A 12,774-nucleotide genomic window follows, 5' to 3' on the forward strand; every position below is an offset into this window, starting at 1 on the left:
TTTAATCAATCATAACATTAGCCCCCGTCAGGGCCACGTTGGCTTGCAGCACTTGCTTGGCAGCCAGCGCCGACTTGAGCGGCTGCCCGCCGCCCACGAAAATCTGCACTTGGCCGGCCTGTTCCATGCGCTCGGCTTTCTCATTCAGCAAGGATAACTGCCGGGGCGTGAGCGTAAACTGAACCGTCTTTTTCTCACCGACTTTGAGGTTTACGCGCTGAAAGCCTTCGAGCGCGTGCAGGGCCACGCGAGTCTTGGCGTTGGGGTGTTTCACGTAAAGCTGTACCACCTCGTCGCCGTCGCGCTTGCCGGTGTTTTGCACTTCTACGCTCATCGTTACGGGCTGGCCAGTTGGGGCGCTGGGGGGCATTTTTAGGCCGCTGTACTTAAACGTAGTATAGCTCAGGCCGTGTCCGAATGGGTAGAGCGGCGTGTCCTTGAAGTAGCGGTAGGTGCGCCCTTCCATATCATAGTTATCGAAGGGCGGCAGCTGCTTTTCTGAGCGGTAAAACGTCACGGGAAGACGGCCGGCGGGGTTGTAGTCGCCAAAGAGCACATCGGCCAGAGCCGTGCCGGTGGCTTGGCCGCCGTACCACGTGTTGATGATGGCGGGGATATTGGCCGCTTCCCACGGCACACCTAGCGCACTGCCGGTCATCATAGCAAAGACCACCGGCTTGCCCGACGATTTGAGCACCTTCAGCAGCTCGGTCTGTACTTTGGGCAGGGCAATGCTAGTGCGGTCGCCGCCGCTGAAGCCTTCCACATCTACCTTCATTTCCTCACCTTCCAAGCGCGGAGAAATGCCCCCCACGAAGATGATGGCGTCGGCGTCGCGCACTTGGGCCAGGATATTCTTCGCGTTCATGGGCACAATGTGCGCGCCGGCAAACTTGAGAATGGTGCGGCGGTCGGCCTGGAAGTACTCGATTTTGATGTCCATCTTTTGGCCCGCCACTACTTTCTGCTTGTGCTGGGTGGTCGAAACGCCGCGGCTTTTCCAGTTATCGATGACCAGCTTATTGTCGACGAATAAGCGGTAGCCATCGTCGCCGGTTATCTGGAAGGCTAGCTCCTCCGACTTCTCCGGGGTGAACGTGGTGGTATAGCGGGCTGAGAAATTCTCGGAAGGCAGGCCGGGCACCACTTCGATTTTCACGTTGGCCAAATAGCGGTCGAGGCCGACTTCCTGGGTGGTTACCATGGGTTGGCCTTCCAGGTTGGTGCCTTTAAAATACTCCGCTTTGAAGCCGGGCTGACCGTTGAAGGCAAGGCTCTTATTGATGTCGAAGGTCTCATACACGATGTTGCTGGCGTAGTCAACACCTTGGATAAAGGTCACCGCTGTGCCTTTACCTACTTTGGCCCGAATACCTTCGAGCGGGGTCACGTTATCGGTGGGGAAGCCGTTGTAATTGCCGAGCTGCACGGCGTCGTTGTCGGCGTTGGGGCCGAGCACGACCAGCTTCTTGATGTCCTTGCGGAGCGGCAGCGTGTTCTTCTCGTTTTTCAGCAGCACCAACGATTCGTGGGCCATTTGGAGGGCGTGGGATTGGTGGGGGGCACTTTCCACCACGCTCATCGGAATCTGGGCGTACTTCACGCGCTCCACTGGGTCGAACATGCCCAGCTGAAAGCGAATCTTATACAGTCGCTTCACCGACACATCCAGCTGCTGCTCGGTTATGAGCTTGCGCTGCACCGATTCCAGCAGGGAGTTGTAGGTAAAGAGCTTGCCCGTGGCGCATTCGAGGTCGGTGCCGTGGAGCACGGCGTTGGCGGCGGCAGTGGCCGCGTCGGGGTCAGTTTTGTGGTTCTGCCAGAAGTCGTTGATGCCGTCGCAGTCGGAAGTGACGTAGCCCTGAAACTTCCACTTATCGTAGAGAATCTCATTCATCAGCTTGTCGCTGCCGCAGCAGGGCTGCCCGGCGTAGGCGTTGTAGGCGCACATCACGCTGGCAACTTTCGCATCCACAATTAAGTCGCGGAAGGCGGGCAAATACGTGTCCCACAGGTCGTAGTCGCTGATTTTGGCGTCGAATACATGGCGCAGCTGCTCGGGGCCGCTGTGGACGGCAAAGTGCTTGGCGCAGGCCGTCACCTTTAAATATTTTGGGTCATCACCCTGGAATCCTTTTACCAGCGCTGAGCCCAGCTGGCCCGTCAGATAAGGATCTTCACCATAGGTTTCCTGGCCCCGGCCCCAGCGCGGGTCACGGAAAATATTGATGTTGGGCGTCCAGAACGTGAGGCCCTGGTAGATACCTCGCTCACCGCGGCGGGCGTACTCGTTATGCACGGCGCGGGCTTCGTCGGAGGTGATGGTGGCCATTTTGAGCATGGCGTCGGTGTTGAACGTAGCGGCCAACCCAATGGCCTGCGGAAACACCGTCGTCTTCATGCTTGTGCGAGCCACACCGTGCAGGGCCTCATTCCACCAGTTGTAAGCCGGAATACCCAGCCGATCAATAGCGGGCGAAGCATTCAGCATTTGGCTCACTTTTTCCTCCAAGGTCAGGCGCCCGACCAGATCATTGACCCGCTGATCGATGGGTTGATCAGGGTTGCGAAACGGGAAGTCTTCGGGCTTGCTGGGGGGCATTTCTTGGGCAGAAGTGGCAGCTGGGGCAGTGGCGGTCTGCTGGCTTCCTTTACCGCACCCCGCAAGGGCTGCCAGCGACAAAACGATTAATAGTTTCTTCATCCTTTGGGTGAGATGGTGAAAAATGGTGGTCGTGGACTACTAGGACCTGAGACTTGTCCTTTCCTTCATTAATGGGTACTTAAAATTACCAGTCATGCCGAGCGGAGCGAAGCATCTCGCGTGTTTAGCAAGAGTAGTAATCAGACATCAGCACGCGATATGTTCCGCTCGGCATGACCGGCTGAGGTTAGCAAGCCTTGGTTACTGAAGGAAAAGACGCGCATCTAAAGTAGGCGGCTTGCCACCCACGACCAGTGATTTTAAGCCAAATCTGCGCAGTGGGGCAAGAAATAATCTATGTAATCGATTGTGATAGCATTTCTTATCGATAGTAGTGCCTTTAGAACTCAGCCCTTTGCCTGCCGCTCTACGTTTATCTAGCTTCGAATCCAATACCCAAGATCTTACCTCACCCCAACCTTATACAACCTAGAAAAGCAAAATCATGGCAGGAAAACTCAATGGAAAAGTAGCCCTCATTACGGGTGCAAGTGCTGGTATCGGTGAAGCCTGCGCGCGGGCCTTGGCTGCTGAAGGAGCAAATTTGGTATTGACCGCTCGGCGCGACGAACGGCTGGAGTCGTTGGCCGCCGAGCTGCGCCAGCTGGGCGTAGAAGTAGAATTTGTGGCTGGTGACGCCCGCGACGAGGAAACCGCCCGCCGCACCGTACAGGCTGCCACCGACTCGTTTGGTCGCCTCGACATTCTGATCAATAACGCTGGCGCGGGCAACTACAAAAACCTGGTCGACACCAGCGCTGACGAGTACGATGAGCTCATGGACACCAACATGCGCACCACCTTCCTCTTCACCCGTCACGCCGTACCCGTGATGCAGGCCCAGAAATCGGGCACCATTCTAATGCTCTCGTCGATGGCGGGCGTGTATGGTTTCGCGGGCGAAGCGGTGTATTGCGCCACCAAGTTTGCGCAGGTAGGCTTTGCCCAAGCACTGGATAAAGAGCTGCGGCCGGATGGCATTAAAGTGGGCGCTATCTGCCCCGGCGGCGTCAAAACAGAGTTTGCATTAGGCAAAGGCCGCACCGAGGAAAAAGTAGCCCAATCGGGGATGCTGGACGCGGAGGACGTGGCGGGCGCAGTACTGCTGGCCTGCACGCAGTCGGCCAACTCGCGCATTATTGAAATACAAATGCGCACCATGGACGAGGCGCTTACCTAGGCTTTAGATTTTTAATTCATCCACAAAAAATCCCTCCAACATACTTTGGGGGGCTTTTTTGCACTTATCAGGCTTGTGTATTCCATACCCTAGAAATCCGAACGGTGTAGCGACGCGACGCAAACAGCTTTTACGCTGCTGACTCAGGATGGCGGAGCAATTGATACAAGCTGGCGATGTGGCTGAATAGTACCACCGGCACAATAAACGCGGGCAGCCACACAAACGGAAAGCGCAGCACCCCCACATTCGGCTGCTCAAAAGCCAGCCGCTGAAGCGGTGTTGGGGCCGAGAGCAACGCCAGCGTCACGATGATGGCCAGCAACGCCAGCGCGGCTACATTCCAGACAATCAGTCCTCCCCTACCCAGCCGCTGTTTGCGCCACAAGCTCGCCACCACCGGAGCCGTAAGGCCCGCCAGGATGTCGAAGTTTCGGCCGGAAAACGTCATCATTTCGGGCACCAAACGATGGGCAGCGAGGCCAAACAGGCCAATTTCCACGCCCACCCGCACTACACTGATGGAAGTCAGATCGGCGAGCGGCAGGCGGGCCATCCAGCGGCGGCCTTGCGGAGAAATAACGATGGCCAGCATAACGGCCACGGCTGGCAAAAGCGCGCCCAGCGCCAAGTGGGGCGGCAGCGCGTCCAGATTGGTTTGATAAAAGCCCCCCAACGCCAAGCCAGCCTGCACGGTAAGCCACACCCCAACAATCAGCCAGTAATAGGTAATTGAGCTGCCGGCGCGTTGTATAGCCTGCGCCAACAGCCACGCGGTAAAGGAAGTACAGGCCACAAACAGCACACTAAGCCAAGCCGGCACCGGTGCATTCAGATATTCCAGATTGGCAGTTGGCATCAGGTAAAGCTTCAGGAACGGATGACTGACAGATAATATAGCATTTCTTGAATAAAACTACTAGCGCAACCTTCTGTCCGGTCAAATCTGCTTTCACATTTGCTGCACCTGCTGCCAGATAGCCTCCTCCACGGGAATGCCGTGGGCCAAATTATCTTGGCGGGTGGCAAATGACTGCTCGCCGGGGTAGAACACCTGCTCGCCCGCTTCCGACGGCGCACCGCTTTTGGTGTAGCTGAGAATTTCCTCTATCAAGGCCGCGTGCATGTTGGGCTGGTGCAACGCAATAAAGCACTGCGATACACCCGCTTCAGTGCCCGACTGCGTGATGGCCGCCGTGGAGCGGCCGCCGCTGAGGGCGGTCAGTAGCACGTCGAGTACCAGCGACAGGCCCGACCCTTTCCAGAAGCCAATGGGCAAGGCCCGCTCCGAGGCCAGAATATCGGCGGCGTTGGTGGTGAGTTGGCCTTTCTGGTCGTAGCCGCCGGGCACGGGCAGGAGTTCTTGTCGGGTGGCATACGTATTCAGCTTGCCATAAGAATACTGCGAAATAGCCATATCCAGCACGACGGGGGCTTTTCGCCGCGCGGCACGGCAATAACTAGCGGATTGTTGCCCAGCCGTGCATCCGTGCCGCCCCAGGGCGTAACGTTGGCAATGGTATTAGTGAAGCAAATGCCAATGCAGCCGGCTTCGGCGGCCTGCCAACCGTAGGTGCCGCCGCGCATCCAGTGGTTGGTGTTGCGGAGTGCCACGCAGCCAATCCCATGCTCCTTCGCCAAGGAAATAGCCCGCCCCATGCACACGCTGGCGCTATACATACCGGGAGCTAAGTTGCCATCCCAGCGCTCCAGCGCGCCATTTTGCTCTACACATTCCGGCTCGGCGTCGGGGTGCACTAAGCCGCTCTGCACGACCTGCACAAACGTCGGAAACCGGTTGAGGCCATGCGTATACACGCCGTCGCGACTGTTTTGGGCGAAGATGGTGGCGCAGTGCTCGGCGCGGTCTTCCGAAAAGGCCAGCGACAATAGCACCCGCTTAAACTCCTGCTGGAGCTGTGGGTAAGGAATACGGAGACTCATGGGGGGCTTTTTGGTTGATGGTTAGCAGTTACTTGTAATGGTCGTCCGCTGGAAAGCAGCTTGCTCTTATGGATTCGAGCAAGCATTATGACACCTGCTTCCGGTTTCAACTGACCTACTCAAGTTGGCAATACGCGATTTTTCGAATTTTTACCCGCTTTTCTTGCCACTAACTTCTATTCTGGCAGCTCCTCTGCGTTTTGCCCACCGGCTTTTTTCAGACCTCAATAAGAGAAATCAGCCCCCCACATAGTGGCGCGACGCGTGAGTAAGTGTATGGGTTTTGGCTTGGGTCGCAGCTCATCCGTAGTAATACGGACAAAAAACAAAGCTGAAGTGTCGTAAAATCCGTAGTAGCTACCTGTCCCCGCGGGAGCGCCTACACGTTATACACAGCAGTATTTACGAGCAGGCACCATCTCTCCTGCGCGTCTGAGGCTTTATACATTCCGATTGATGGCCAGAACAATTATCGTTTCCAACCGCCTGCCCACCAAAGTGCAGCGCACCAACGACGGCCTCACCTTTCAGCCCAGCGAAGGCGGGCTGGCTACCGGCTTAGGCTCCATCTACAGGGCCGATGGTAATATTTGGGTGGGCTGGCCTGGCTTATTTGTAGAAGACCCCGCTGAGCAGCAGCACGTAACCGACCAGCTACGCAACGACAGCATGGCGCCGGTATTCCTGACCGAAACCGAAATCCGGGATTTCTACGAAGGCTTCAGCAACTCCACGCTCTGGCCTATTTTCCATTATTTCAACGAATACGCCACCTTCGAGGAGTCGCATTGGGAAGCCTACGTGGCCGCCAACGCCAAATTCTGCGAAGCCGTACTCGCGCTGGCCGGCCCCGACGATACTATCTGGGTACACGATTATCAGTTGCTGCTCCTGCCGCAGATGCTGCGCGCTGCGCGGCCCAAGGCTACCATTGGCTTCTTTCTGCACATTCCGTTTCCCTCGTACGAGCTGCTGCGGGTGCTGCCCTGGAGCACGGAGCTGTTGGAAGGTATGCTGGGCGCCGATCTGATTGGCTTCCACACCTTCTACTACATGCGCCATTTTCTGAGCGCGGTTTCCAATCTGCTGGGGCTTCCCAACCAGAACGGCCAGATTGAAACGCCCAGCCGCATGGTGCTCGTCGATGCCTTTCCGATGGGTATCGATTATGAGCGCTACGCTACGGCTGCCGCCTCGGAAGCGGCGCTGGGGCACATCCAAACGTTTCGCGAAGCCTTGCGCGGGGTGCGCATGATCCTGTCTATCGACCGCCTCGACTATACCAAAGGCATTGCGCAGCGACTCCGGGCTTTTGAAGAATTGTTGAAGCGCTACCCCGAGTGGCGCGAACAGGTGAGCCTGCTGATGCTGGTGGTGCCCTCCCGCGACCAAGTAACGCAATATCAGGCCCTGAAAGTGGAGGTAGATGAGCTGGTCGGCCGCATCAATGCACAGTACGGCACAATTGCCTGGACGCCCATTCTGTACTTCTACCGCTCGCTGCCCTTCGACCAGCTGGTAGCGCTCTACCGCTTAGCCGACGTGGCGCTGGTAACGCCCGTGCGCGACGGCATGAACCTGGTAGCCAAGGAATATATTGCCTGCAAAGCCGACCAGCGCGGCGTGCTCATCCTCAGCGAGCGAGCCGGCGCGGCCCAGGAGCTTTCCGATGCGCTGCTCATCAACCCCACCGCCACCGGCAAAGTGGCGGACGTACTGCACCAGGCCCTCACCATGCCGGAAGACGAGCAGAAAAGCCGGATGAGCAACTTGCAGGCCCTGGTGCGCCAGTACGACGTGTTTGCCTGGACGGAGCTGTTCATGAACCGGCTGGCGTACAGTAAGATTAAGCAACTGACATTGGGCACCGACTTCTTGGATGCTGAGGCCAGCGCCCAACTACGGCGCGACTACCAAAAAGCCCCCCAGCGACTATTACTGCTCGATTATGGCGGCACCTTAGTTGATTTCCACAACAACCCCGAGCACGCCAAGCCCGACGAGGAGCTACTCCGGTTATTGCGCGTTCTTACCGCTAACCCCCGGAACCGCGTCGTTATTATCAGCGGGCACGACCGACCCACGCTGGAAAATTGGCTGGGCCATCTTCGCCTCGATTTTATTGCCGAGCATGGCGTGTGGCTGCGGCAGGCGGGCGAAGAGTGGTACCTGTTTCGGCCCATGGAATCAAAGTGGAAAAAGGGCTTTCGGCCTTTGCTGGAGCAGTATGTCAGTCGCACTGCCGGCTCATTCATTGAAGAGAAAGACTACTCCCTGGTGTGGCACTACCGCCGCGCCGATGCGGCCTTGGGCGAAGTGCGCTCGCGGGAATTGCTCAATCACCTCAACTTTATGACTTCCAACACCGATTTGCAGGTACTGGAAGGCAATAAAGCGCTGGAAATAAAGACGATTGGCATTACGAAGGGTACCGCCGCACAGCGTTGGCTTACGCCCGATTATTCCGACTTTATTCTGGCTATCGGCGACGACCGCACCGACGAAGATATCTTCCGGGCCTTATCTCCTGATGCCTACAGCGTGAAAGTGGGCAGCGCCATTCACTCTGCGGCCCGCTACTCTGTGGGTGGCATCTCGGACGTGCGCAAACTGCTTACCGGGCTTGCTGAGGTAGAAGCTACCCGCCCAGATGTACACGTAGCGCAGTCCACGCCTACCTAACAGAGTACAGTTGGCAACTGAATAGCTATAGCAAAAAAGCCCCCAGAACTTGTCTGGGGGCTTTTTTAGGTTCAATTGTTCTTTACTGACTATTTATCTGCTCAAAGCGGGCATCCAACTCAGCACGCGAGGCTTGCCGGATTTTCTCTGAGGTGCCATAGCCAATTTCCTGCTCCCCGGCCGCCAGTCGAGCCACGATGCTATCGGCAAACTCATCGACGGGCACGGCCCAGGTATGCAGGCCCGGCCCACCCAAATCGGTATTCACACCGGGCGGCACAATTTCCAGCACACTCACTCCCAGAGGCGCCAGTTGCTGCCGAAGCGAGAGCGTGAAGGAGTGCAGCGCGGCCTTGGTAGCGCTATAAATGGGCGCGGCCACCATCGGCGCAAACGCCAGCCTCGACGACACATTGATCACCGCTGGATTGGCTTGCTGCCGCAAGTGGGGCAGCAGCAAAGCCGTCAGGTGAATGGGCGCCTCGAAGTTGATGGCAATTTCCTGCCGTTGCTCTTCCCAGGCATCTAAGCTGGGGGGCAAATCGGCTAGCTGAAAACGGTTTTGGATGCCGGCGTTATTAATCAGCACGTTCAACGCCGGAAAGTCAGCCTGCACTCGGCGGGCCAGTTCAGCACGGTCGGCGGCCTGCGCCAAGTCGCACTCGTAGATGTGCAAGCCGGGCACCTTGTCTTGCGCTTCGCGCAATTTATCGGCGCGGCGCCCGCAGATAATTACGTCGCTGCCCGCCTCGCGCAGGCGTTGGGCCAGGGCCAGCCCAATGCCGGACGCGCCGCCCGTTATAAGAATCGTGTTGTTTTGGAGGTTCATAGAATAGCTACGGCTGATGGTTGATAAGGAACAGATTCTAAGGTTCCTAAACGCAGACGAAGCGTGCGAGAACGAAAAACCTGGACCCTAGCTCTCATTTTTTGCCAGCGGCAATGCCCACAGGCCGTACACCAGCAGAAGCGAAAAGGCATAAAAAAAAAGGCATCCCACCCGGAATGCCCTTTTCAAATCCCAAAGTTGAAGACAAAGTCCCACCCCTACTTCAACCTGGGTTAGTCCACCAGAACCGGCGCCACAACTGACAGTATTGGCACCATTCCAGAGACTAAGACTGTTGGTGAAAGCCAGATAAGCAGCTTATCACAAGTATCTTCACTAAAGCGAGAGCCTCAATTATGATGGCAATTTAGAAAAAAGTTGGTAATACCAACTGTTATCACCTTAAAAATTTATAGGGCAAAAGTAAAAAACCTGTACTTTTATTAAAACAGCCCATAGAATGAAGGCTGTTATCGTTACAACAAACAATTATTAAGGAACTTTGCATTGTGTCGCCGCTCCACATGCCTATTTCCTGTCATTTCCCCTTCTACACAACGTAAAGCATGGCACCTACTCCGAAGCGTGTTTCCATTATCGACATAGCCAAGGCGCTAAACCTGTCGGTAGCGACGGTATCAAGGGCATTGGCCGACAAAAAAGATATTGGCGAGGCTACCAAAGCCCGGGTACGCCAGTTGGCCCAAGAACTAAACTATCGGCCCAACCAGCTGGCTTCGGCGTTGCGCAAGGGCCGGAGTGGCACGTTGGGCGTCATTGTGCCGCACATCAAGGGCTATTTCTTTCCAGCCGTTATGCATGGCATCGAAACAATAGCTAGCAAGGCGGGCTACAACGTGCTTCTGTGCGAATCGAATGAAGACGTGAGGCGCGAGCGGCGCAACGTCGAAACGCTGCTTTCGGCGCAGGTAGAGGGTATTCTGATGTCGGTGTCGGCCACTACCCTCGACCAGACGGACCACTTTGAGCAGGTGCGCCAGCAAGGCACTCCGCTGGTGTTTTTTGACCGTATGCCCGAACTAGTCGGCAGCACCGGCGTCGTGCTCGATGACTTTTCGGGCGCTTATCAAGTGGTTACTCATCTGATTGAGCAGGGCTGCACGCGCATTGCACACCTAGCTGGTCCTCAGCACTTAAACACAAGCCGCAATCGTTACCTGGGCTATGCCCAGGCCATGCGGGCCCACGGACTACCCCTCGATGATGAGAGCCTCGTTTTTGCGTTGCCGGCGCTGAGCCAGGAGTCCGGCCGCATGGGTATGGAGCACTTATTGGGACTAGCCCAGCCGCCGGATGCGGTGTTTGCCGCCTACGCCATCCCTACGGCCGGCGCACTGGAAGTCCTGCACGAGCGTAAGATTCGAGTGCCGCAGGATATTGCTCTGGCCTGCTTCAGCAACGAGCCCTTCACCACCATGACTACCCCTCGCCTGACCGCCGTAGATCAGCGGGCCGAGCAAATGGGCGAAACGGCCGTGCGCCTGTTTTTACAGCTCTGCAAGCGCGGCCCAGAATACGCGCCGCCACCTATCGTACTCAAGCCCGAGCTTCGCCTCCGCGACTCCTCTCTGCATATGCAGCATTGGCAGCCTCAGCTACAGGCTTCTTAACCAAGAAATGTAGCAGGAAAAAAGCCCCCCAGCAGATCCAAATCGTCTGCTGGGGGCTTTTTCGTGCTAATGTAGGGCAACACAGGTACCGCAGGTGCAACCAAAAACACAACAGTAGAAAAGTGCGCTGTAAAGTGGCCTGGGGGGCAAATTTGCCACTTAGAATCCGCTGTAGTAAGTTGGGTCGTTGCCGCGGCTACCTTCTGCCCACCCGCCTGCAAACGCCGTTAAGACCTCCGCCCCTACTGCATTAGAACATGGATTATCTACAGCTAATGCCCGCCGTTTGGCGCCTTCGGTTTCCGAAAGACACAGAGCGAGATTTTATTCAGCATTACGAAGAGACCAACATCAGAACCATCCAGATATCCTTGGCTTTTGGCTTCGTGCTGTACTCAGCATTTGGCATTCTGGACATATTCTCGGCACCCAATTCTACCTCCACCGCGTGGTTTTATCGCTTCGGCATTGGCAGTCCCACTCTGCTGCTCATCGTTGTCATCACCTACATAAAAGCGCTCCGCTCCTATCTACCCCAGATTATTAGCCTAGGGTGCATTGTGGCGGCCGCTACCGTCAGCCTGATTATCCGGGAAACAGACCCGAGCGAGTTGGCCCACACTCACTATTACGTTGGTCTTATCATCATTATGATGTTTACGGGGTCGTGGGCGCGACTGAAGTTCTGGTATGCCTTCATTTCTAATACCCTGATAATCAGCATTTATTTCGTTGTACTAGTTACTGATGGGCATTCCATTCACGATAGACTGCTCATTATCAATAACGGGATGATGCTGCTTTCGGCGCATTGCGTTTCTGCCTTAACCTGCTACTTTTTTGAAGTAAACAGCCGGATTGATTTTCTTCAACGCCGCACAATTGAGGCGGAAAAGAATAAATCGAATGCCCAACGCGAAGAGCTCGAACTACAGGCGGAGCAGTTGGCCAACGCGCTTAACTCCTTAGAAACCACACAGGCGCAGTTGGTGCAGCGGGAGAAAATGGCCTCGCTGGGCGAGCTGACCGCTGGTATTGCCCACGAGATTCAGAACCCGCTGAACTTTGTCAATAACTTCGCCGAGGTCAGCACGGAGTTGGCCGCCGAGCTGTTGGCCGAAGCGGCCCAGCCCGAACCGGACTTACCCGCTTTGCGCGAGGCCGCCGAGGATTTGCGCCAAAACCAGGAGCGCATTCGGCAGCACGGGCGGCGGGCGGCCAACATAGTGCGCGACATGCTGGCCCACGCCCGCGCTAATAGCGGCGCGCGTGTTCCAACGGACCTGAATGCGCTGGCCGACGAGCACCTGCACCTGGCTTACCACAGCTTTCGGGCCCGCGACCCGCAGTTCAACGCCACGCTTACTACTCACTTCGACCCCTCTTTGGGGGTTGTTGAGGCAATACCGGAGGCCTTGAGCCGGGTGATGCTCAATTTATTTAACAATGCCTTCTACGCGGTGCAGCAGCGGCAAAAAACGGAGATCAACGGTTATCGCCCGGAGGTGCAGGTGCACACGCATCGCTCCAATGGGCACATTGAGCTGCGCGTGCGCGACAATGGCCTGGGCATTCCGGCTCCTATTCGCGACAAGATTTTTCAGCCCTTCTTCACCACCAAGCCCTCGGGCGAAGGCACCGGCCTGGGCCTCTCGCTCAGCTATGATATTATCACGCATGGCCACGGCGGCACGCTCTCCGTCGACAGTCAGGAAGGCAAGTTTACGGAACTCACCATTGACCTGCCACAAAGCAATGAGCCAGAAAAAGCCCCCCAGGCGGAGTTATGATAAGGTCGGGAAAC

7 protein-coding genes and 1 pseudogene are annotated in these 12,774 nt (G+C 56.5%); 4 read left to right on the forward strand and 4 right to left on the reverse strand.

Annotated elements, in window-relative coordinates:
• Position 1: 1 nt before the first annotated feature.
• Positions 2-2,704, reverse strand: a complete 2,703-nt coding sequence (locus EPD59_RS14500; RefSeq protein WP_205703418.1) for a glycoside hydrolase family 3 protein — start codon at positions 2,702-2,704, stop codon at positions 2-4.
• A 445-nt stretch (positions 2,705-3,149) separates the two neighbouring features.
• Between EPD59_RS14500 and EPD59_RS14505 the strand changes: the two genes are divergently transcribed.
• Positions 3,150-3,884, forward strand: a complete 735-nt coding sequence (locus tag EPD59_RS14505; protein WP_133273410.1) for an SDR family oxidoreductase — start codon at positions 3,150-3,152, stop codon at positions 3,882-3,884.
• A 130-nt stretch (positions 3,885-4,014) separates the two neighbouring features.
• On the opposite strand, the gene EPD59_RS14510 is transcribed toward EPD59_RS14505, so the two are convergent.
• A complete protein-coding gene (locus EPD59_RS14510) occupies positions 4,015-4,743 on the reverse strand; it encodes a hypothetical protein (RefSeq protein WP_133273411.1) in 729 nt (242 codons plus the stop codon).
• A gap of 93 nt (positions 4,744-4,836) precedes the next feature.
• Positions 4,837-5,828, reverse strand: a pseudogene (gene yiaK, locus EPD59_RS24180) (3-dehydro-L-gulonate 2-dehydrogenase).
• Positions 5,829-6,284: 456 nt separating this feature from the next.
• Here yiaK and EPD59_RS14520 point away from each other — a divergent pair.
• Complete coding sequence (locus EPD59_RS14520; RefSeq protein WP_133273412.1) at positions 6,285-8,510, forward strand: bifunctional alpha,alpha-trehalose-phosphate synthase (UDP-forming)/trehalose-phosphatase; 2,226 nt, start codon at positions 6,285-6,287, stop codon at positions 8,508-8,510.
• 82 nt (positions 8,511-8,592) lie between these two features.
• Here the strand turns inward: EPD59_RS14520 and EPD59_RS14525 are convergent, their stop codons facing one another.
• Positions 8,593-9,339 (reverse strand): SDR family oxidoreductase, encoded by a 747-nt coding sequence (locus EPD59_RS14525; protein ID WP_133273413.1) that lies wholly within the window; start codon positions 9,337-9,339, stop codon positions 8,593-8,595.
• Between the two features lie 566 nt (positions 9,340-9,905).
• Here EPD59_RS14525 and EPD59_RS14530 point away from each other — a divergent pair.
• The gene (locus EPD59_RS14530; protein ID WP_133273414.1) at positions 9,906-10,970 is read left to right on the forward strand and encodes a LacI family DNA-binding transcriptional regulator; all 1,065 of its coding nucleotides are present in this window, start codon (positions 9,906-9,908) and stop codon (positions 10,968-10,970) included.
• Positions 10,971-11,227: 257 nt separating this feature from the next.
• Positions 11,228-12,760 carry a sensor histidine kinase gene (locus EPD59_RS14535; RefSeq protein WP_133273415.1) on the forward strand — a complete coding sequence of 511 codons (1,533 nt, stop codon included), beginning with the start codon at positions 11,228-11,230 and terminating at the stop codon, positions 12,758-12,760.
• Positions 12,761-12,774 lie beyond the last annotated feature (14 nt).

It is taken from the genome of Hymenobacter radiodurans, assembly GCF_004355185.1.
Lineage (GTDB): Bacteria > Bacteroidota > Bacteroidia > Cytophagales > Hymenobacteraceae > Hymenobacter > Hymenobacter radiodurans.

Excerpts from the sequence above, each read along its gene's own strand:
- EPD59_RS14530 (WP_133273414.1), top strand. The coding sequence starts at position 9,906 with ATGGCACCTACTCCGAAGCGTGTTTCCATTATCGACATAGCCAAGGCG.
- EPD59_RS14510 (WP_133273411.1), bottom strand. The coding sequence starts at position 4,743 with ATGCCAACTGCCAATCTGGAATATCTGAATGCACCGGTGCCGGCTTGG.
- EPD59_RS14500 (WP_205703418.1), bottom strand. The coding sequence starts at position 2,704 with ATGAAGAAACTATTAATCGTTTTGTCGCTGGCAGCCCTTGCGGGGTGC.
- EPD59_RS14520 (WP_133273412.1), top strand. The coding sequence starts at position 6,285 with ATGGCCAGAACAATTATCGTTTCCAACCGCCTGCCCACCAAAGTGCAG.
- EPD59_RS14535 (WP_133273415.1), top strand. The coding sequence starts at position 11,228 with ATGGATTATCTACAGCTAATGCCCGCCGTTTGGCGCCTTCGGTTTCCG.
- EPD59_RS14505 (WP_133273410.1), top strand. The coding sequence starts at position 3,150 with ATGGCAGGAAAACTCAATGGAAAAGTAGCCCTCATTACGGGTGCAAGT.
- EPD59_RS14525 (WP_133273413.1), bottom strand. The coding sequence starts at position 9,339 with ATGAACCTCCAAAACAACACGATTCTTATAACGGGCGGCGCGTCCGGC.